18 protein-coding genes are annotated in these 21,514 nt (G+C 48.9%); 11 read left to right on the top strand and 7 right to left on the bottom strand.

Annotated features, from left to right (window positions below; all coding sequences use genetic code 11):
* Positions 1-84 precede the first annotated feature (84 nt).
* Together ACO5JD_RS07585 and ACO5JD_RS07580 are read right to left on the bottom strand one after the other, a co-directional pair.
* Positions 85-894: a DeoR/GlpR family DNA-binding transcription regulator gene (locus ACO5JD_RS07585; RefSeq protein ID WP_484988882.1), complete on the bottom strand. Its 810-nt coding sequence runs from the start codon at positions 892-894 to the stop codon at positions 85-87.
* Positions 895-1,002: 108 nt separating this feature from the next.
* Positions 1,003-2,310 (bottom strand): DEAD/DEAH box helicase, encoded by a 1,308-nt coding sequence (locus ACO5JD_RS07580; RefSeq protein WP_484988880.1) that lies wholly within the window; start codon positions 2,308-2,310, stop codon positions 1,003-1,005.
* Between the two features lie 121 nt (positions 2,311-2,431).
* Between ACO5JD_RS07580 and ACO5JD_RS07575 the strand changes: the two genes are divergently transcribed.
* The 3 genes from ACO5JD_RS07575 to ACO5JD_RS07565 all read left to right on the top strand — a co-directional run bounded on the left by ACO5JD_RS07575 (position 2,432) and on the right by ACO5JD_RS07565 (position 6,125).
* Positions 2,432-4,045 carry a helicase HerA-like domain-containing protein gene (locus tag ACO5JD_RS07575; RefSeq protein ID WP_484988878.1) on the top strand — a complete coding sequence of 538 codons (1,614 nt, stop codon included), beginning with the start codon at positions 2,432-2,434 and terminating at the stop codon, positions 4,043-4,045.
* Positions 4,046-4,165: 120 nt separating this feature from the next.
* Positions 4,166-5,122 carry a homoserine O-succinyltransferase gene (locus ACO5JD_RS07570; RefSeq protein WP_021625193.1) on the top strand — a complete coding sequence of 319 codons (957 nt, stop codon included), beginning with the start codon at positions 4,166-4,168 and terminating at the stop codon, positions 5,120-5,122.
* Between the two features lie 10 nt (positions 5,123-5,132).
* Positions 5,133-6,125, top strand: a complete 993-nt coding sequence (locus ACO5JD_RS07565; protein ID WP_484988876.1) for a LacI family DNA-binding transcriptional regulator — start codon at positions 5,133-5,135, stop codon at positions 6,123-6,125.
* A 431-nt stretch (positions 6,126-6,556) separates the two neighbouring features.
* Here ACO5JD_RS07565 and ACO5JD_RS07560 read toward each other — a convergent pair whose 3' ends face one another.
* The gene (locus ACO5JD_RS07560) at positions 6,557-6,985 is read right to left on the bottom strand and encodes a hypothetical protein (protein ID WP_021625190.1); all 429 of its coding nucleotides are present in this window, start codon (positions 6,983-6,985) and stop codon (positions 6,557-6,559) included.
* A 402-nt stretch (positions 6,986-7,387) separates the two neighbouring features.
* On the opposite strand from ACO5JD_RS07560, the gene ACO5JD_RS07555 reads away from it, so the two are divergent.
* The 8 genes from ACO5JD_RS07555 to ACO5JD_RS07520 all read left to right on the top strand — a co-directional run bounded on the left by ACO5JD_RS07555 (position 7,388) and on the right by ACO5JD_RS07520 (position 15,221).
* Complete coding sequence (locus tag ACO5JD_RS07555; protein WP_021625188.1) at positions 7,388-9,352, top strand: PTS sucrose transporter subunit IIABC; 1,965 nt, start codon at positions 7,388-7,390, stop codon at positions 9,350-9,352.
* A gap of 112 nt (positions 9,353-9,464) precedes the next feature.
* A complete protein-coding gene (locus ACO5JD_RS07550; RefSeq protein ID WP_484988874.1) occupies positions 9,465-10,415 on the top strand; it encodes a carbohydrate kinase family protein in 951 nt (316 codons plus the stop codon).
* 57 nt (positions 10,416-10,472) lie between these two features.
* On the top strand, positions 10,473-11,996 hold the full coding sequence (locus ACO5JD_RS07545; protein ID WP_484988872.1) for a GH32 C-terminal domain-containing protein: 1,524 nt from the start codon (positions 10,473-10,475) through the stop codon (positions 11,994-11,996).
* Between the two features lie 76 nt (positions 11,997-12,072).
* Positions 12,073-12,327 carry a PTS sugar transporter subunit IIC gene (locus ACO5JD_RS07540; protein ID WP_232204011.1) on the top strand — a complete coding sequence of 85 codons (255 nt, stop codon included), beginning with the start codon at positions 12,073-12,075 and terminating at the stop codon, positions 12,325-12,327.
* A gap of 2 nt (positions 12,328-12,329) precedes the next feature.
* On the top strand, positions 12,330-13,181 hold the full coding sequence (locus tag ACO5JD_RS07535) for a PTS system mannose/fructose/sorbose family transporter subunit IID (protein ID WP_484988870.1): 852 nt from the start codon (positions 12,330-12,332) through the stop codon (positions 13,179-13,181).
* Between the two features lie 123 nt (positions 13,182-13,304).
* Complete coding sequence (locus ACO5JD_RS07530) at positions 13,305-13,733, top strand: hypothetical protein (RefSeq protein WP_484988868.1); 429 nt, start codon at positions 13,305-13,307, stop codon at positions 13,731-13,733.
* Positions 13,734-13,887: 154 nt separating this feature from the next.
* Positions 13,888-14,352, top strand: a complete 465-nt coding sequence (locus tag ACO5JD_RS07525; protein WP_484988866.1) for a MarR family winged helix-turn-helix transcriptional regulator — start codon at positions 13,888-13,890, stop codon at positions 14,350-14,352.
* Between the two features lie 62 nt (positions 14,353-14,414).
* Complete coding sequence (locus ACO5JD_RS07520; RefSeq protein ID WP_484988864.1) at positions 14,415-15,221, top strand: Cof-type HAD-IIB family hydrolase; 807 nt, start codon at positions 14,415-14,417, stop codon at positions 15,219-15,221.
* Between the two features lie 532 nt (positions 15,222-15,753).
* Here the strand turns inward: ACO5JD_RS07520 and ACO5JD_RS07515 are convergent.
* From ACO5JD_RS07515 to ACO5JD_RS07500, 4 genes are all read right to left on the bottom strand, one after another.
* A complete protein-coding gene (locus tag ACO5JD_RS07515; RefSeq protein WP_484988862.1) occupies positions 15,754-16,653 on the bottom strand; it encodes a Cof-type HAD-IIB family hydrolase in 900 nt (299 codons plus the stop codon).
* Positions 16,654-16,667: 14 nt separating this feature from the next.
* Positions 16,668-18,083: a sucrose phosphorylase gene (gene gtfA / locus ACO5JD_RS07510; protein ID WP_484988860.1), complete on the bottom strand. Its 1,416-nt coding sequence runs from the start codon at positions 18,081-18,083 to the stop codon at positions 16,668-16,670.
* A gap of 64 nt (positions 18,084-18,147) precedes the next feature.
* Positions 18,148-19,446, bottom strand: coding sequence for a glycoside hydrolase family 32 protein (locus ACO5JD_RS07505; RefSeq protein ID WP_484988858.1), 1,299 nt, complete (start codon positions 19,444-19,446; stop codon positions 18,148-18,150).
* A gap of 23 nt (positions 19,447-19,469) precedes the next feature.
* Complete coding sequence (locus ACO5JD_RS07500; protein ID WP_484988856.1) at positions 19,470-20,954, bottom strand: glycoside hydrolase family 32 protein; 1,485 nt, start codon at positions 20,952-20,954, stop codon at positions 19,470-19,472.
* Between the last annotated feature and the right edge of the window lie 560 nt (positions 20,955-21,514).

Here is a 21,514-nt window from a genome sequence, read left to right as displayed (position 1 = left end):
TAAAAATTGCCTCGTCTTAGGTATTCAAGGCGAGGCAATTGGAACAATGCTTTAGGTAATAGACGAGTAGACACAAAGACATAGTTACTCAAAATCGCGAGTGAGCAGTAGTTTGGGTACACTGCTCCATACTTCGCTAGCTGCTTGAATATCAGATGCGACAATTCCATTGGGATCATCATTCATAACGATGTAATCCAAGTCAGCTATTCCAGCAAATTTACTAAAATTAGGGTGCCCTACTTTTGAAGCGTCCATGAGCAACGCTCTTATCTTTGAATGAGAAATAATCGCACGCTTATTTTCAGAACTTTCTTCATGTTTAGTTGTAAATCCATGGCCGGAACTATAACTATCACAGCACAAAAAAGATTTATCGACATATAGGTTACGAAGATCTCTAATTGTAATTGGCCCTGTTAAGTAAAGATGGTTTTTATAAAGCGTGCCTCCTGGCATAGTAATTTCAGCATTTGGAATACTAAATGCTGCAAAGCTTGCAATCGTAATATCAGTTGTAACTACCGTGAGATTGCGTTTATTCACAAGATGGCGGATAAAATAATAAGTGGTAGATCCAGAGTCTACCGCTATAGTGTCCCCATCTTTTACTAAGCGAGCGGCAAGTTTTCCAATAGCATCCTTCGCCTCTGCATTGATACCCAAACGCTCCTCAGGGTATGAAAGAGAAATTGCGCGCATGGTAGATGATGCGCCACCACGAGTTCGATGTAATTTGCCTGTTGACTCAAGTGTCCTAAAGTCATTACGAACAGTGACTTCAGACACATTAAATTGCTTTGCTACTTGCTCCACCGTTATTTTGTCATTGCGTGCAAGGTATTCGAGAATGGCCGCGCGGCGTCCCTCCGGACTAAGAGAAGAAGTGGACATTTTCGCTGCCTTTCATTTGCAAATGGATTAGTACATTAATAATACGAAGTAGAGACCGCGCTGTGGTTGAGAACATGGATGCTGAGAAAGATTCCGCTTACATGTGGTTTACAGGTGCCTACCAAAGCGTCCGCCAGACATGCTGTGTCCGCGTGCGCTAGACCCGCGAAACATGGTACGCATGGGTTTGTTGGTGCTGCGACCAGCGTTAGGCACAATGCGTGACGTATCGTAGGCAAAGCCAGGAAGATCCCAGCTGGGAATGAGCTTCTTTGTAAAGTACTCAACCTCGCGCAACTGACTGATTTCATCGGGAGCAACAAAGGTATAAGCCATACCCGTGGCGCCTGCACGACCAGTACGGCCAATGCGATGAATGTAGTCTTCGGGGTCCATAGGCACGTCGTAGTTGACAACCGCATCAATGCCAGACACGTCAATACCACGGCTCATAACGTCAGTTGCGATGAGTACCTGCACCTTTGCTGTGCGAAACCTCTCAAGAGCTCGTTGTCGAGCGCGTTGAGGATGGTCTGCATGCATTTCCCCAACCTTGATATTTGCTGCCTTAAGGGCTTTGCTTGTCTCATCGACGCGGCGCTTAGTGCGGCAAAATACCAACATGCGTTCAGGTTTGCTTGCATTCAGCAAGGCAATAAGCAGACTTGCTTTTTGCCCCTGAGTAACAGGGCACAGATGTTCTTCAACCGTATCGGCGGTTTCGCCCACCTGGGAAATTTCGACCACCGCCGGCGTGTGTAGCATTGCGTCGACTGTGGACTTTATTGATGGGGGAAGCGTGGCCGAGAAGAGCAGGGTCTGATGTTGTTTTGGCAGCGCCTGGAGCAGGCGGCGTACGCTTGGCCAAAAGCCCATATCAAGCATACGATCAGCTTCATCAAGCACCATTACACGTACTTGCGCAAGGCTGATACTACCGCGTTCCATTAAGTCAAGTAAACGTCCGGGAGTGGCTACCAGTAGGTCACAGCCTGCGCGCAAGTTGCGAATCTGACGATCAAATCTTGCGCCACCCATAATAATGACGGCATGTTGGCCAGTGTGTTTACAGACTGCTGAGACAACTTTTTCTATCTGTTGCGCCAGTTCTCGGGTAGGAGTAATGATAAGCGCATGAGGTGTAGGCGTCTTCTTTTTACCCTGCTTTGCTGTAGGTAAATCAGCAATCAGCTGCAGAGTGGGCAGCGCAAAAGCAGCTGTTTTTCCTGTACCGGTCTGAGCGGAGGCGACCATGTCGCGACCCTTAAGAATCTGCGGGATGGTTTGCGCCTGAACAGGAGTTGGTGCTTCAAAACCAAGTTCTGCAACGCCTGAGAGGATCTGCTCGTTTAGCCCGAGCTCGGCAAATGTTGTATTCATGCAGTTAAGTATCGCCCAACTGCCGATTTGCTGCATGGGACATCTCGTAGAGGTGTTAGTCTTGTCGAGAGCGCGTAAGAACTTAGAGCGCGTAAGAACTTAAATGTACAGCCAGTTTTGATCGTGCGTTGGTTTGGTAGTGGCGAAAGGAAGCAGTATGTATACCAGCGAAGGCAAGATTTTGCTTGCACAAGGCACCCGACCTGTCTACTTGCTTCCCGAGATGTGCAATCGTCATGGCCTCATTACAGGAGCTACAGGTACGGGCAAGACAGTCACGCTCAAAGCAATTGCCCAGAGCCTATCCGATGCAGGTGTTTCAGTGTTTTTGGCTGATATCAAGGGTGATGTTTCGGGTATGGCAATTACAGGCGAGATGAGCGACAAGCTTGCCGAGCGCTGCAAAGAAACAGGTGTCCCAACTCCTGATTTCCACGCAAGTCCTGTGCATTTTTGGGATGTCTATGGTGAGCAGGGCGTACCAGTACGTACCACTATCAGTGAGATGGGCCCCTTATTGCTTTCACGCCTGTTGAGTCTTACCGACGTACAGGAAGGCGTACTAAACATTGCTTTCCATGTAGCTGATGACCGTGGGTTATTATTGCTGGATCTAAAAGATCTGCGCGCTATGGTTGGCTGGGTGGGCGAACATGCCGATGAGCTCAGGCTTGCCTATGGAAATGTGTCCAGTGCAAGTGTGGGCGCTATTCAGCGCGCGCTGCTGCAGCTAGAAGATGCGGGTGGTGCCAATTTCTTTGGCGAACCGGCTATTGATATTGCTGATTGGATTGGCGTCGATGCTGACGGACATGGTTTTGTCAACATTTTAGATGCCGTGCATCTTGTACAGTCTCCACTACTCTATTCAACTTTCTTGCTTTGGATGCTCTCTGAACTCTATGAACGTCTACCTGAGGTCGGAGACGCCTCTCTGCCCAAGATGGTCTTTTTCTTTGACGAGGCTCATTTGCTTTTTAACGATGCGCCGCGCGCTCTTGTCCAAAAAGTTGAGCAGGTGGTTAAGCTTATCCGTTCTAAGGGTGTAGGTGTATGGATGATTACCCAAAGCCCTGCTGATATTCCCGAGGCAATGCTTGCGCAACTTGGAAATCGCATACAACATGCACTTAGGGCATACACTCCTGCCGAACAGCGTGCGGTTAAGGCTGCTGCTGAGAGTTTCCGTGTAAATGCAGCATTTGATACCTCCAAGGTTATCGGTGAGCTTGGCACAGGTGAGGCTTTGGTTAGCGTTTTAGATGCCAAGAGTATTCCTGAGGTTGTTGAGCGTGCCTATATTGTTGCGCCAGGTTGCTCAATGGCGGCTGCTTCTGCTGCGGATCATAGTTATCTGGTTGCGAATTCACCTTTTGCTACGAAATATGGCACAGCCGTTGATCGCGAAAGTGCTTACGAACTGCTTAATGCCAAAGTAGTAGCTGAAGCTCAAGCAGCGGAAGAGGCACAAAAGGAAAAGCTTGCTGCTGCAGAAGAGGCAAAAGCTGCGCGTGAACAAGAGAAAGAAGCCGCTCGACAAGAGCGCGAAACTGTACGCGAAGCAGAACGCCAGGCTCGTGAAGCACAGCGAGAGGCGGAGCGTCAAGCTCGTGAGGCACAGAAGGCAGCGGAGAAAGCAGCAGCCAAGGCAGAACGCGAGGCTGAGCGACGCCAGCGTCAAATTGCAAGTATCGGCGTCTCCGTTGCTCGTACTGCTGCGACAACTTTGACCCGCGGTTTGTTAGGAAGCTTGAAGAAAGGCCTTTTTTAAGCCTCAAAATGGCAGCTCAGTCTTATAAAAGTCACGCGTTTGCGTTACAGTGTGACAGCTCGTGCGTTATGTACGAGCTGATGATTGCTGATATTTTGTATGTCGCGAGGGGAACCACCCATGCCTATTAATATTCCAGATGGACTTCCTGCCAAAAAGACTTTGCATGAAGAGCATATTTTTGCGTTGGAAGAAGAGATTGCGGACGCCCAGCATATTCGCCCGCTTAAGGTGGCTATCCTCAATCTTATGCCCACCAAGATTGAGACCGAGACGCAAATCTTGCGTCTCATCTCAAAGACCCCCCTACAGGTGGACTGCGACTTTATGCGAGTTTCGACTCACAAGTCCACGCACGTCTCGGCAGATCACTTGGTCAAGTTTTACGATACTTTTGATGCTTTTCGGGATAAGAATTACGATGGTCTCATTATTACAGGCGCTCCTGTGGAGCAGATGGCCTATGAAGATGTGGACTATTGGGATGAGCTCTGCGAAATCATCGATTGGAGTCAGGAGCACGTCTTTTCCACTCTCTATTTGTGCTGGGGTGCACTTGCGGGTCTCTATCACCTCTATGGAATTCCCAAGCGCCAGCTAGGTGCCAAACTTTTTGGCGTGTTCCCACAACGACTTTGTGATGAATATAGCTTTCTTACCAACGGCTTTGATGAGGTGCATTACATGCCTCACTCTCGCCACGCTGCAATCGATGTGGGTGAGTTGGCTCAGCATCCTGAGCTTCACGTACTGTCTGAGGGATTTAGCTCGGGTCCTGCTCTTATTGCTTCACCAAGCTTTCATGAGATTTATGTCACAGGCCACTTTGAGTACGGCCGTGATACGCTAGCTGATGAGTATTGGCGTGACTTCCATCGTGGCTTGCCTATCCGTCTGCCCGAGAACTACTTCCCTGATGATGATCCCGAGCAGCAGCCCATCTTTACGTGGCGCGCTCATGCCAATCTGCTGTACCGCAACTGGCTCAACTGGGTCTATCAGATGACACCATATGAGCCTGAGCGCATTCCTGAGGTAATCCATGAACTTCAGGTGCAGCACACCGAGAAATTCTAAGGAGCAGGGTATGACCATCAATGAGATTGCCCAGATGGCAAATGTTTCGCGAGCCACAGTATCGCGCTATCTCAATGATGGCTATGTCAGTGAGGAAAAGCGTGAACGCATCGCTCGTGTTATCGAGCAGACTGGATATGTACCCTCGCAACAGGCGCGTACTCTGCGTACGGGCAAGACGCATTTTGTGGGCGTCATCATCCCCAAGATTAGCTCCGAGTCTATTGGACGCGAAGTTTCAGGCATTACCTCTGTTCTTAGTGCCTCGGGTTACAGTGCTGTACTTGCCAATACTGATGGTGATGTGGATAGCGAGCTGTCCTATCTCAAGTCCTTTGTTGAACAGGGTCAAAGCGACGGCATTATCCTTATTGGTACCGTTATTACTGATGAACATAAGAAGCTTTTCAAAAACTTCCAACTGCCTTTGGTAGTGTTGGGTCAGCACGTTACTGGTATTAGCTGTATTTATTTTGACGATTACAATAGCGTCTATGATCTAACTTTGTGCTGCACAGTAGGAAGCAGCCATCCTGCCTACATCTCGGTTCCCGAGCGGGACTATGCTACAGGTTATTTGCGTCGCAAAGCCTTTCTTGATGCTATCGAGCATCAAGGTTTTGATGTGGAAGCAGCGCCAATTGAACAGGGAAAATTTAATGCATGGTCTGGTTATACCTGCGCTACCAAAATCATGGAAGCTCATCCCGAAACTGATGCGATTGTGTGTGCAACCGACGAGATTGCCGCAGGCGCTCTAACCTATTTACGCAACAAAGGCTACAAGGTGCCAGATGATGTCCGTGTAACAGGTCTCGGGGATTCCACTCTTGCTAAAGTAGTTAGCCCCAGTTTGACCACGGCTCATTACTACTATCGCACGAGTGGTGTTGAGGCAGCGCGTATGTTACTCGAGGCTATGGAGCAAGGTGAAGCAGCACCACGCGAAACCAAGATGGGCTTCAAGCTTGTTTTGGGGGACTCCACCCAGCGTCCTGTTTAGCGCTGTTGCCGTGTTTTGCCTAGCGGCTGTTAGTCCGGGCGTCAGGAGCCGCATTTTGTTTCAGCCCGCCTCGTTCTGCTTGCTAGATGCCACGTTCTAATTCACGTCACGTCACGCTAGGTGCCAAACGCCACACTTCGTTTCACACCGAGTGCCAAACGCCACACATCTCTTCACTTTTTTAGCCAAAAGCCACGTATCTCTTCATGCCCAAAAAATTTACCTGCGCAAACGCCAGGCTCTTTGAAATAGAACGTGGCTTTTGACATTTTTTCTGAAACAGAACGTGGCGTTTGGCAAACAGGACCACTTTGATTGAAACAGAACGTGGCTTTTGGCAAGTAGCACCGTGTCTTACTTCGTGTGCAAAGTCCTACGAAACCAGCGGTATTAAAATGGTGAGCACAATTTAGTGCCTAATACGTCAGCAGTTATTTACTTTGATCTACTCCAATGATGCTACAGCTATCTGAAATGCGCTTAAACAAGATGAGTTGATTGTCTTTTACAAGATATAGTTCGTCGTTATTTGCAAGAAGCAGCTCATAGTCAACGCCTTCTGTCTTCATGAGATATATGCGCTCGTATAGGTATTCATACGCCCCTTCTTTGAAAAAATGTTCAGGAGCTGCATCTTGGTTATAAAAGTAACTCTTACTTTCTTGGGGGCTAAATGCTAAATATTGATTGGTCTCAAGAGGTCCTTCACCACTTTGAAACGTGCCTACTATTTTTGCATGTTGGTATGTATTGAGTTGGCCCTTGACAGAAGCAAATAAGACTATAAACACAATTGAGCAGACGATGCCAATGATAGCAATTACAGTAATAGGAGTAATTTTTACCTTAGATGTCGACATGACGTGCTCCTAGCGAACCCACTTAGCCCATTCATTACGGCTATATGCAAAACCTATCTTCTTAATATCATGGGATTGCATAGGATTGTGAGAGAAATTCTTAAGGTGACCTTAAAGAGGAGCAAGCGGCTTACTTTTTACTACAGACGGCTAGCTTTGTTTATTTTTAAAGCTAACAAAGTGTCTTTCTCATTCAATAATTTTTTCAAACCAATCTTGATGGATTCAAAAGCATTTAGTAGAGATTCTAGAATTACCATTCGCCGAAAAAATACTACCGTTCGTACGCGCTTGGCAAATGGTGTACACTTTGTGAAGACATCAGTTTACTCTGGTAGCGAGTTGTGAGAACGATTTCACACAGGCCTATGACAGTTTTCTGTCGCAGGAAAGGGAGGAAATATGGCGTTGGATTACAAAGAGGCTGCAAGGGCTACGCTGGAGGCGATAGGCGGCGCGTCAAATGTCGTGTCTGCTGCTCACTGCGCCACCCGTCTGCGTCTCGTAATTGCCGACAACGACAAGATTGACAAGGAGAAGCTCGAGGATATCCCCGGCGCAAAAGGTAACTTTGAGGCTTCTGGTCAGCTACAGATTATCTTTGGTACAGGTACCGTCGATAAAGTTTATGACGAATTTACCAGCCAAGGTGGCATTAGTGCAGCTAGCAAAGCTGAAGTGAAGGCAGCCGCCGCCAAGAATCAAAACAAGTTTATGGCTGCCATCAAAGTCCTCTCTGACGTGTTTGTACCCATCATTCCTGCAATCGTTGCCTCCGGTATGCTCATGGGTATCATGGGAGCAATTCCCTTCCTCTTCCCAGGCGTCGACCTTTCGGGCAATGTGTACTGGAAGATTGCAGGCTTGATTAATGCGTGCGCACTTGCAAATCTGCAGATTCTTCTCGGTTTTTCTGCTGCTACCGTCTTTGGTGGCAATCCCTATCTTGGTGCATCGCTGGGTGCCTTGCTTATTAGCGGTGACTTCATCAATGCATATAATGCGTCGTCTGCAATTGCTGATGGCTCGATGATTCGCTTTGATGTTATCCCTGGCCTCTATACCATCGATTGGGTTGGCTATCAGGGTCACGTTATTCCCATTCTTGTAGGCGTCTGGATTCTTTGCTTCTTTGAGAAGCGTCTCCACAAGGTTGTTCCCGAGATGTTCGACCTCTTCTTGACTCCGTTGCTGTCTGTTTCTGCAGCCGCCTATATCACGATTCTCTTTATCGGCCCGATCTTTGTATATCTCGAGAATGCAATCCTTGGTCTGCTGATGGCTTTGCTTGCTATGCCCTTTGGTATCGGTAATGCAATCATTGGTCTTATCTACAGCCCCTCGGTTGTTACTGGTTTGCACCAGATGTATACCGCTATCGACGTCTCGATGATTGCCCAGCATGGTGTTACCTACTGGCTACCTCTTGCCTCTGCTGCAAATATTGCACAGGGTGGTGCCTGCCTAGCCGTTGCGTTTAAGACGAGGTCTGACAAGACCAAAGCACTGGCTATCCCTTCTGGTATTTCCTGCCTGCTTGGCATTACTGAGCCCGCTATCTTTGGTGTCAACCTGCCCAAGGTCAAGCCATTCGTTGCAGGTATGATTGGCTCTGCAGTTGGTTGCGTGATTTGCTACTTCACCAACCTCTCCGCTTCTGGTACGGGCGTCACGGGTATCTTTGGTATCTTGCTGTGCATCGCAAATCCCGTGGGCTACGCCATCATGTTTGCTGCAGCCTTTGCAGTTGCCTTTGGTATCACTTGGACCATTTACTCCGACGATGCTGACGCAAAGAAGCAGGGCAAGACTCTGCCCGAGCAGGCCGTAGCTTCCACTCAGGCTGCCGCCAACCAGACCGCAGCAGTTGCCGCAAGCGTTGCTCAGTCTAACCAAGGCGTTTCCGCTCCCACCGATGCTGAGGTTGTCTTTACTCCTTGTGCGGGTCAGGCAGTCGCTCTTGACCAGGTATCTGACCCTGTTTTTGCCAGCAAAGCAATGGGTGATGGCGCAGCAGTGCTTCCTAGCGATGGCAAAATGTACGCTCCTGTGTCTGGTACCATTACCGTCCTTGCTGACACTGGCCACGCAATTGGTCTGCTTTCCGATGAAGGCGCAGAAATTTTGATTCACATTGGTATCGACACCGTTAACCTCAAGGGTGCTCCCTTTACGCCGCATACCACCGTGGGTGCAGCAGTCAAGAAGGGTGACCTGCTGATGGAAGTTGACCTTGGCGCTATTAAGGCTGCTAACCTCGACACGATGACCATGGTCATTATTACCAACACCGATGAGTACAAGAACATCAACACTCATACCGGTGGCACGGTCAAAGCTGGTGTCCCACTTATTGAGCTTAAGTAAAGTGCTTGGCTGAGAATTAGCAACTGTTGGGGCGGTCGCCACGTGCGACTGCCCCTTCTTGGAATGAAGAATCCTTAAACTTGGAATGAAAAATCCTTAAAAGGAGTGCAGCATGATTGATGTTACTGCCCTAGGTGAAGTACTTATTGACTTTACGGATGCGGGTATTTCTGACGCTGGTCAAAAACTCTTTGAACGCAATCCTGGCGGCGCTCCTGCAAATGTGCTGGTAGCACTACAGCGTCTAGGGCATCAGACTGCCTTTTTAGGCAAGGTTGGTGCCGACATGCATGGCGAGTTTTTGCGTGCCACGATGGAAGCCAACAATATTGATGTGCGCGGTCTTTTGGTAGATCCCCATTACTTCACAACGCTTGCTTTTGTTGCGTTAGATGACCAAGGCGACCGCTCCTTCTCCTTTGCACGCAAGCCTGGAGCAGATACACAGATTTCTGCAGAAGAGCTGGATACCAAGCTTATCGAAGAGAGCAAAATCTTCCATATTGGATCTCTCTCATTGACCGACGAACCTGCGCGTGCAGCTACCTTTGCAGCGCTGGAAATTGCCAAGGCTGCTGGTTGTGTGATGAGCTACGATCCCAATTACCGTGCCAACCTCTGGCCTGGTGCCCCTGCTGCTATGGAGCAGATGCGTGCCGTGCTGCCCTATATGGACATTATGAAAATGAGTGACAATGAGTGTGAGTTATTAACCGATGTTGCTGATCCCGCTGAGGCTGCAAAAAAGATTGTGTCAGGCAATGTCAAAGTATGCTGTGTGACTCTAGGTTCTGAGGGTGCTTTGATATGCACCAAAGACGGCGTAACTACTGTTCCTCCGTTCAAGACTGAGGCTGTGGACACTACAGGAGCGGGAGATTCCTTCTGGGGAGGCTTCCTTGCCGCCTTCTTAGAGAGTGGCTTGACTCCTGCAGACGTTACGCTTGAAGATGCAAAGAGGATGGCCCGTATGGGCAATGCCGTAGCCTCACTTTGTGTTCGCAAGCGTGGTGGTATTCCTGCGATGCCCGAGCGTGCCGAAGTACTTGAGGTTCTTGCCTAAGCTCTGCTGAGTATCAGCCTTTCTGTATGTACGCTACATTCGAATTGAGGGAGCTCCATGGCTGTAGATATCAACTGGAACCCCAAGCACAATTGGCGCCTGCGATTCCATCTACAAACCCCTACAGGTGGCTTGACTGACCCTAACGGTTTGTCACAGCTCAATGGTGTGTATCACTGGTTTCATCAGTACACACCAAAGTGGCCTGCAGTAGGGCATGGTTGGGGTCATTGGACAAGTACAGATCTCATCAATTGGACCTTCCATGGTGAAGTAATTCGCCCTGATTGCGAGCTCGATCGCAACGGTGCATATTCTGGCTCTGCGTTGGTGAAAGACGGCAAGCTTTGGTGTTACTACACGGGTAATGTGCTTGAGCTTGGTGATTATGACTATGACTTCGCAGGACGTCTTGCCAACGAAAACCTCGTGATTTCTGAGGACGGTAATAGCTTTAGCAAGAAGATCTGTGTGCTCGACAATGCGGGCTATCCCGCCTATTGCTCCAACCACGTGCGTGATCCCAAAGTGTGGGAGCAGGATGGTTTCTTGCACATGCTGTTGGGTGCGCGTACAACAGACAGTCGTGGTGCGGTTCTGCTCTATCGCTCAGGCGACGGTTATACGTGGGAGTTTGAAGGCTCAGCAACGGCGTATAGCAAAGGCGGTTTTGGCTACATGTGGGAGTGCCCTAATGTAGCACGCCTAGGTAATCGAGAGTTTCTCTTTATTTGCCCTCAAGGTGTTCCCAAGCAGCCTTTTAAGTATCAAAACATTCACAACTGCGGTTATTTCCCTGTGGATGGCAAGGTTATTGATTTGCTTGGCAAAGATGCAGACAAGATGGATGCAAAAGCACCTTATGCTTGCTTTGATGAGAATGATTTTGTCGAAACAGATTATGGTTTTGATTTTTATTGTCCACAGATTTTTGAAGATGAGCAGGGACGCGTGCTCTACGTAGGCTGGATTGGTCTGCCAGACATCGAATTTCAGTACGAGACGCCAACGCGCGAGTGGGTGCATACGCTGACCTTGCCGCGTGAACTTTCGCTGAATGAAGCAGAACAGGTGTGCTTCTGGCCTGTTAAGGAAATCAATGCATTGCGAGAGACTCCTGTGGAATTTAGTGTGGAAGCAGCTCCTGGGGCTACGGGCTACGTTGGTTCACAGACAACCTGTGATATGTTTGATGTAACGGGTGCACAAGCTGCATGCTTCCCAAATGGCACAGCCGACGTGTTAATTGAAGATATCCAAGGTGAGGGTCGTGTGATTATTGGCTCTGATTTGGAACTCTTCTTGCATGGAGATATGCTTGAGTTGGACTTCCAAAGTCCGTCGGGGCGCTGGCGTACTAATCGTCGTCTACCACTTTCTGCGCTCAGTGCGGGTCGCGTTACTGATTTGCGCATCTTGGTGGATACCTCGGTCATTGAGATTTATATCAATGGAGGGGAGAAGACCATGACTACGCGTTGGTATCCCCTAGAAATTAATAACCTGCATGTGACCTCAACTTTGCAGGCGCGCTACTCTGCGTGGGAAATGGGCGCTTTTGGCTTTGAGAATGTTGGGTAAGCTCCCTTCAGATTGAAATATATGAATGCACCTGCGGGACATATCTTGCGGGTGCATTTGTTGTCTAGGGGCTTTTATGTGCATATCTATACAGCTCAATAGCCTAAATTCCTACCGTTCACGGATGAATACCAAGACCTTGGACTGGGTTACTTTTGCATTTGGCTTTATTCTCGCTGCAGTCATGGGTTGCAACTTGATTGCCGCTGCAATCATCGCGGTCTTCTTTGCACTAATCAATTTTGAGCTGCAGTCTCTCAAGTCTGGCAAGCGTGCCCTTGCTGCCGCAGGCGCTGCTTCCATTGATGATGAGGAAGAGGAGGACATCTAATCATGGCAGAACTTAAAAAAGTTTCCCCCGCTGCGCTAAAGCAGTCCTTTAGGCGCTGGATTTACGGTAACCTCACCTGCTTTTCTCAGGAACATATGCAGACCTTTGGCTATTTGTGGTCGATGATGCCTGTTGTCGACGATTTGTATGACAAAGATGAAGACAAGGTTGAGGCGCTGCGTACCTACACCACCTTCTTTAATACCGAACCTCAGATTGGCACCATGGTTGTTGGTTTGACGGTGGGTCTTGAGGAGGCACGCGCCAATGGTGAGCCCATGGATGCCGAGACCATCAACGGTATTCGTGCTGGTCTGATGGGTCCTTTGGCGGGTCTTGGTGACTCCATCATTGTTGGTACCTTTATTCCTATCCTACTAGGCATTGCCTTGGGCTTGTCTACGGGCGGCAATCCTTTGGGCCCGATTTTCTACATGATTGCATGGAATGCCATCATGTACTTTGGTATGAAGTTTGCTTACGAGCAGGGTTATACCTTGGGTGGCAATGCAGTTGAGGCTCTTGTTGGTCCTGACTCTGCTGCTCTGCGCAGCTCTATTGTTATGGTTGGTACCATGGTTATCGGCGCCGTTGCTGCTACCTGGATTTCTATCTCCACAAGCTTCAATCTACAATTTGCTGAAGATTCAGCATTTAACCTGCAGAATACGCTTGATGCCATTATGCCCAAGTTTCTGAGTTTCTTCTTTGTCTGGCTGTGCTGGTGGTTGATGACCAAAAAGAAGATTTCCCCGACTATCGTTATGTTGATTCTTGTTGTGATTGCGCTGCTTGGCTGCATCACAATTCCTGGCATCAACACTTCGTTCTTCAACACGGGTCTTTCTTATTAATACCCATGCTTGAGACCTGTGGTGCTAGCTGCGATATTTGTCAGCTGGCACCACGGGCTTATTTGTAATCCTGCATACTGCATAGGTTGTTTGCATCTAGCGTTATTTGAGAGGAAGCCTTATATGGCCGCCGAGGTTCACCAAGTAGTAAAAGATATCAGCGAAGCTGAGCGTCGCAATCTCATTACTGAGGCCGATCGTCAAACTCAGGCAGTCATGCGGCTAGAAGTCTATAAACGCCTCGGTTATACCGGAGTTGCGGCGGCGGCACTACTCATCTATTGGCAGGTATATCTATCTGGTCCCGAGTGGTTTTTGGGATTGGGTATCGCGCTGCTTGTCATATTTGGTATTGCAGCACTGATTTTGACTGTAGGCATTGCCAATGCAAAAAAGAATATCAAAGCAATTGTGGCTGCTGCGGGGATTGATTTAGATTCGATGCCGCTTGGTAATGGCAAAGATAGCAAGTTTGCTCAAATGGTGCGCCGTGCAAATACAAAAGCTGAAGGTTTTTTGAGTAAGCATAGCAACGAACTAGATGGGGAATAGTAAACCTTAATACCAAAACTTAGCAATATGCAGTGGTGGAATAGTTTTGGAGATGCAATAATTCGGAGGTTCTATTCTTGCGGTTTGCAGGATAGTAAGCGTTTGTATTGAAGTTGCTTCTGTCAATTGAGCCAAAATTGGGGAGGTGCGAAAAATGGGTGAAAAAAATAGCGAAGCGGTTGCTCGTAAGCTCCTCATTTATTCGCAAGCTCTCCCTAAAGGTCTTGTAGGTTCAGGCTCGGCAAAGGGTGCTGCGGCTAGTGAGTCTGCGGCACTCCACTATCTTTCGACATGCGATCCAGAAGAAGGTGTGATTCCTTCTGAAATCGCAGCTCAGATGGGTTATTCTCGAGCTCGTGTGACGCGTATTCTTGACGCGCTTGAAGCGCGGGATGAAATAGTTCGTGTACATGACAGCGAGGATAGACGTCGTGTTTTGGTATATATCACCGAGCATGGTCGTCGCACAATTTCGGAGCACAACGCAAAGAGCACCAAGGCACTTTCGCATTTTCTCGAGGGACTTGGTGAAGAAGATTCCCAAGAGTTGTTACGTATTTTGCGCAAGGGATACAAGATTACTTACGGATCCCATTCGCCTGACGACCTTGACGTTTGAAGAGTTCAGGAGTGCGCTTCCTAGCTCTGCTGGTTGGGGTTTGCATTATAAGGGGCTGAACCGTGAAGCCAAAAATTGTTTTTTCTGATGTCGATGGTACCTTCGCAGACAAGGATCATCAGCCCATAGTTGCAGATGCACCTATCGTTCAGGCGGTAGTTGCTATGGGTGTACCTGTGTGTTTGGTGTCTGCTCGTCCACCTCAGGGTTTACATCCTTTTCAACGTAGCTTGGGTTTTGAGGGGCCGATTGTGTGTTATTCAGGGGCCTACGTGTTGGACGAGATGGGGTGCACCCTTGCGAGCGAAATCATTCCTATAGATAAAGCGCTGGAGATTTATGCCTATCTTACGGAGAGCTTGCCGAGTATATGCGTCAATACCTACGGATTTGATGAGTGGGTGGTGGCAAATCCTGACGATCCTCGTGTGAAATACGAGGAAAAGGTTGTACATGCTCGAGCGCGTGCGTCGATTGATATCGAGGGGATATTTACTGCTACAGGTGTCCATAAGTTTTTGTTGATGGGAAGTCCTAATGATATTCGTGCAGCAGAGCAGAGCGTAGGCGAGCATTATCCCGAGCTCAATGTGGTTCGTTCCAGCGCGACGCTTTGTGAAGTCATGAGTAAGCGCGCATCTAAATCGGCAGGTGTTGCTCATTTGTGCGAGCATTTTGGTCTGCTTGCTGATGATGCAATTGCTTTTGGTGATGGATATAACGATTTGGATATGATTGGCTCTGTTGGCAGGAGTTTTGCTATGGCAAACGCGGTATCCGCAGTAAAGCAGGCAGCAACCGAAGTTATCGAGTGGACCAACGATGAGTCTGGTGTCGCGCGCACCCTTGCCACGCTTTTTGAACTTTAATTCCCGAACTTAATTGCTTAAAGGGGTGCCACAGAAGTTGGCATATGGGAAAAATGTGCTATAGACCCACTTCCATAATGCCTTGCACGTCAAACGCCACGCATTCTTTCAAGCAGTGCGGCTCTGCCTGCCAAACGCCACAGACTGTTTCAATCAACGCAGCTTTGCCTGCCAAACGCCATACATCATTTCAAATGATACTGCCCTGCTTGTCAGAAGCCACGGATTACTTCAAATGACACAGTCCTGCTTGCCAAACGCCACGTTCTGTTTCAGAAAAAATGTCAAAAGCCACATATCTCTTCAACGGCCTTCACGTTTGCGCAGGTAGATTTTTTTCGCGTGAAACAGAGTGTGGCTTTTGGCAAAAAAGGTGAAGTAGAACGTGGCGTTTGGCAAGCAAAGCCTTGTTGGTTGAAACGATCCGTGGCTTTTGGCACTTGATATGAAACAAAGTGTGGCTTTTGGTATCTGGCATGAAGTAGAACGTGGCTTTTGGGTGCCCGTGTAAAATCTTGTTGTTGCAGTGATGCTAGACTTCGTACCATTCGCCTTTAAGCGCGTGTTCGAGCCATTTGGCAACGCCGTCTTCCCACATGCTGTCAACGATACAGGTAGCCTGAGCTTTAACTTCATCGGAAGCATTGCCTACTGCAACAAAGATACCCACATAAGGCACCATGGGCAAATCATTGCCCGAGTCACCAAAGGCTACAAGTTGTGCCTTGTCTAGGCCCAGTTCTTTGCGTATCCATTCGATGCCAGAGCCTTTTTCAACACCTTTGAGCGTAATCTCAATTTCTGTGGGAGTTACCGTGGCAATCTGCAAATCACCGCGCTTCTCTAGCTCAGTCACATCGCGAGCAAGGTCTTTTGCTGTGTCAAAGCAAGCACCCATCTTCTCGACAAAGTTCGTCTTGTCATCAACTGCCAGGATTTGAGGTTCGATGTCTTCGATGGTAAAACGATTGGGTAGGCTTGTGATTTCATCGCTTAGACCCTCATCGCTCAAGGTGCTATCACTGTCGGTGCGATGTACGGCTTGGGTCATGTAGGACACTAGGCGATTTTCAAAATAAGCTCCTGTTGAGGTCAGCACATTAAGACCTGCGCCGCGAGAATGTAGCCAATGTGCCAGCTCAAGCGCCATATTGCGGGGAATTGCTTTGCTTAGCAGATGATTGCCATTCGCATCAAGAATTTGCCCACCATTGACGGTGATGTAGTAGTCAACGCAGGGGAGCTTGACCACATCGGGCACTATGGGCAAGTTGCGTCCAGTGGAAATCACGTTGGCACAGCCTGCCGCATGTACCGCTTCCATTGCGGCAATCGTGCGTTTGGAGACGCGGGTTAAATCCAAAATAGTACCATCTAGGTCGTAAAATGCCGCACCAATACCTTGGGGATTGTGTGAGTTTGCGGGTAGCATGCACTGCTCCTTTGCTAAGAATGCGAAATCTCAAAGTTGTACGTGGTTAAGTTGGCATCAAGTTGAGCCCAAGCATCACCTGAGTTGCGACGGATGCAAAGTTTATCATTCGTTGCGCTAACTTCAAGTTCACCTTCGATATCAAAAGCAGGATGAGTATTGCGTAGTTCCATCATCTCGAGCAGCTTGCGTACAACAGGACGCTCTACCTCGTGGTCAATCTCTTCAACACTGTAATAGTGGCGATTGATATTGCGGCCTTCCTTGGTGGATTCTAGTAGCTCGATATCATTGCTACCTGCAAGTAGGCCTACGTAGTAGACCATTGGCACGCCACGTGCAAAGAACTGAATTGCGCGCGCAAGCAGATAGGCATCGTCGTTGTTGCCCAGCGCCGAATAGTAGGTGGTATTGACCTGATAAATATCAAGATTATTATAAGCCTCGGTGTTGTATACCTTCTTTACGTTGGCACCTTCGGAGAACATCTTTTCTTTGGTGTAATCAACTGCCTCGTCGGGAAGCAGATCCTTGACATCAACAATGCCAAGACCATCGTGGGTATCAAGGGTGGTGAACTGGTGCTTGGGACTCATCTTGAGCCAATGGGCAAGGTAGCTACCATTGCCTGAGTAGAGAGCATGTAGAGTCAGTACAGGTAGAGCAAAGTCGTAAATCCAGTAGTCCTTGCTGGCAACTTGCATCTGGATACTGTAGTGCTCATGAATCTCAGGCAGCACCATAACTTGGTAAGGGTCAAGCACCTCTTGCATGCTTTGGAGCAGCTCAGTGGTATCAGGCTCGACAAAAAAGCAGTTGCTTCCTGCGCGCTTGGCGGCATATGCAAAGGCATCCAGACGAATAATAGACGCATTATTTTCGGCCATATGTGTTAGGGTTTCGCGGAAAAAGCGTTGAGCGCGCTCAGAGTGGATATTAATGTCGATTTGTTCTTCGCCAAAGGTGCACCAGATATCCTCCTTGCTGCCGTCAGCAAACTCTGCCACAATGCTTGGTGCCTTGGGCTTACGCTTGTAAATGGCATCAATCTGCTCCTGGGTAGGAGCTCCTCCTGGCCAAAAGTCCTTGTAGCGGATGAAGAAATCAGCAAATTCAGAATTGTCTTTCTTCTCCAAAAAGTCTTGGAAATAGGGTGACTGGCGGGATATGTGGTTAATCATAAAGTCAAACATCAAGTAACGACTCTCGCCTATACGACGCACATCATCCCAGCTACCAAACTTGGGATCGACGATGTCATAGCGCATGGGAGCAAAGCCACGATCAGCAGAGCTGGGGAAGAAGGGCAAAATATGCACCCCGCCAACAGCTTTGTCAAAGTGCTTGGTGAGCACGTGCTCAAGATCTTGGAGATTTTTGCCGAGACTATCGGCATAGGTGATGAGCATGATTTTGTTTTCGAACTTCATAGGACTCTCCTATAGCTGACGTGCTCTGGCTTTGCCTTGGTGACTACCTGCTGTTTTGCTTGTTCTAAAGGCCCAAAATGGTGAAGTCGGCCGACGAGTTGGTTGATAGTGAATTGCCCAAACCGTAGACCATGTTGCTGATGACATACTCACCGTCGTTAACGTAAATCTCGACAATATGGCCGTGTACCAGCATCTCGATCTTGTTTTCTGCCCCGACCTCAGGCGTTTCGGAATGCATATGCATAAAGTTTTCGCGCGGGCGATAAACCTTGCTCCGGTCAACGTGGACGCGGTTTTTGTCTTGCCATACGCGCAAGCCACCAAAGTCGATATGATCACCTTCGCGCAGCGTAGTACCAAAAAGGTAGGGGCGGTGATGCGTGGGTGTGTTGGTGCGCTGCGTTAGAGCGCGACGGATATTGGGGTGTAGGCGGAAGTAAGTGTGACCATCGACAACCTCGACGACACGTGGAGCGGTAAACATGCCAATCCACTTATTGTCAATGGGTTCGGGCATGCGCATCCAGCCCACCATTACCCGACGACCTGTGGCATCAGTCGTAGTTTGGGGGGCATAGAAATCATGGCCATAATCGGTAAGGCGGCGCTCTCCAGTAAAGTCGATGGAGCAATCGTCTTTGTTGTAATCGACAACAAAGCAGACACTTTGATCGTCATCACCGCCCTCGTAGCCCATCAGAGATGCAAGCAATACGGTACCGCCCTCAACCTCAAAGAGGTCGGGACACTCACACATCCAGCCTAACTGGGGATCCATAAGCGTACGACTGACATACTCCCAGTTCATAAGGTCTTGGCTCTTGTAAAAAAGGATTTCGCCCTGCTTGCGATGAATATTGCTACCTAGCACGAGGTACCAACCGTCAGCACCTTGCCAGACTTTTGGGTCGCGAGTATGCGTGGCGTCTCCGAGCTCGGGATCATCAATGGGCGGGATGATAACGTACTTGTCATCAAAGTTGTTAAAAGTTTTTCCGTCGGAAGACTCAATGGTGAGCTGTGCTGATGTGAAATGTCCAGGAACGCACTTATTGATATCCTCGGGATCAAACTCGTCGTAGTGCACACCGGTATAAAAGAGACGGAGCTTGCCGCCGCTTTCGACGGCGCTGCCCGAAAAACAACCGTTTTGGTCGGCAGGCTTTGAAGGAAAGAGAGCAATATCTTTTTGCTCCCAATTCACGAGATCGGGGCTAATAGCATGACCCCAACAAATAGTGCCCCACTGTGTCGCATGAGGAAAGTACTGGTAAAAGAGATGGTACTCACCCTTGTAGTAGATGAAGCCGTTGGGGTCATTCATCCAACCACGCTGCGTATGAAAGTTGATACTTTGCATGCGAACCCTTCTAAGTTTGGCGCCTAACGGTCTACGACGTAGTTAATGCTGACGGGGGACATGGGATACCAGCAGGCTTGAGCCTTGGGGAAGTCCATGCTGACTTGGACGCTGTCTGCTTCAGTGAAGTAGCGGGTGCCAAAAACAGTCTCGCCACCATTGATAAAGATTTCAAAGACGGAAGTATCCATGATGACTCGGATGTCATGGATGACACCAACCTTGGTGCGGCGGATTTTGCGACCTTGGCCCACCGCGTCGTCAGTAAAGATGAGCTCTGCTTCACCGTTGGAAAAACGCAGCTCGAGCGCATCATCAAAGCGAAGAGTGCCGTCGCCTGTAATATTGGAGATTACGAGGTCGGAGACCTTGGGGACAGTCGCGCTTGCTTCGTCGAAGGGGACAGCTTCGCCGCGGAGAGAGTCGATTTCAGCAACAGGATTTTGCAGGATGTGCCCATCGGCATTGAGTGTGAGTTCGCGGGGAACCGTTAGACAGCCGCGCCAAGTGGCAGTGGGGTTGTCGTAGGGGCGAATATCATTTTTGTCGTGGGGGAGACTCATCCAACCCACGAGAAGCGTGCGGTTCTTGTCATCGACGAAGCTCTGGCACGCATAGAAGTCAAAGCCGTGATCCCATTCGACAAAGGTGGCCTGATCGATAGCAGGGTGCGGTGCCTGCGCATTCATAAGTTCGTGGTCTTGGTGCAAGAGGTCCAGCAGCGAGCCATCAATAGGGAAATAGCCATTTCCGTGCACATTTTGAAGCATATAGGGCAGACCAAGCTCATCTGTGCCTTGTGGGCATGTGGCAAGAAACTCGTGAACCGTACCTTGTGCGTCGGTTAGAGCAATGCGGTCGGGGCACTCCCACATATAGCCAAATGGTTCGCTGTCGGTATTGGTGACAGAGCCTTCAAGTTCCCAATTCGCGCCATCATCAGAGCGATAGCACAGCACGGCACCGCGGCTGTCTTTGCGTGTGCGTGCACCGAGGAGCATATGAAGAGAGTTGTTCTGCTTCCAAACTTTGGGATCGCGAACGTGATTGGAACAATAGGCAGGGTAGTTGGAGTTATCGAGGATGACTTCTTTGGGACCCATGTGGATGCCGTTGTAACTACGCATGCGTGTTTGGTTGGCAAGGCGGCCTGCGAGTGTGCCGTCGCCTTCAGGTAGACGGATGTTGCCAGTGTAGTAGTACCAGACTTCGCCGTCGTGCTCGGCACCATCTGCGGGTGTGGCGAGATATGCGCCGCCGGAGTAGGAGCCATCTTTGTCAGAAGGGCAATCGGGCATGACTTGGCAGCCGAGGAAGACCCAGTTTACGAGGTCGCGGCTGACGTAGTGTCCCCAGCCATGAGGGCTGTCGAAGTTGCCAGGATACTCAGGGGCGTTCTGGCAGCAAATATGGTAGGTTCCGCGGAATTGGCAGAGACCGTTGGGGTCGCTGATTGAGCCTTTATAGGGGGCAAGATGGAGCTTGGGACGCCAGGATTCATCACTCATGCGGGGTCCTTTCCACATATGTCGCCGAGCTTTATGGGTGCTGGCGACTTATCGACATACTTGCACACAATCCTATCTGAGAACGATTCCATATTAAGGCAAATGACGGTGAATGGTACCTAGATTGTGCAAGCGGTTATTAGCCCGTACTTAGTAAATGGTGTAACTAATGTAAATCGCGTAAATAGCATGAATTCCGCAAGCTGCTTGGGTAGTGCAAATTGTCTAGATAATACAGATAGTTAATATTTTTAGCCCCGATGAAACCTTTTTGTTCGTATTCCTACCAAAAAGGGCTCCTCGGGGCTAAAAATATTAACTACCCATTCCTTAAATGCAGAGTGTTTAGGTATGGAAGGTTTAGGTGCACCAAGTTTAGACGTGCGAGGGTTAAACGTGTGATGTTTGAAAGCCTAAGGCGTGGGCACTGGGGGGGTTAAACACATCAGGTGTGGGCATATGGGTAGAGGGGTTATGGTTACAGCCACGATAAATGAGTAAAAACATCCACACTATTATCATCAGTATTTATAAAATTGCAGTTAAAAATATAAATATCT

This window comes from Olegusella sp. (genome assembly GCF_057238325.1).
This window is presented reverse-complemented; position numbering and strand designations above follow the sequence as displayed.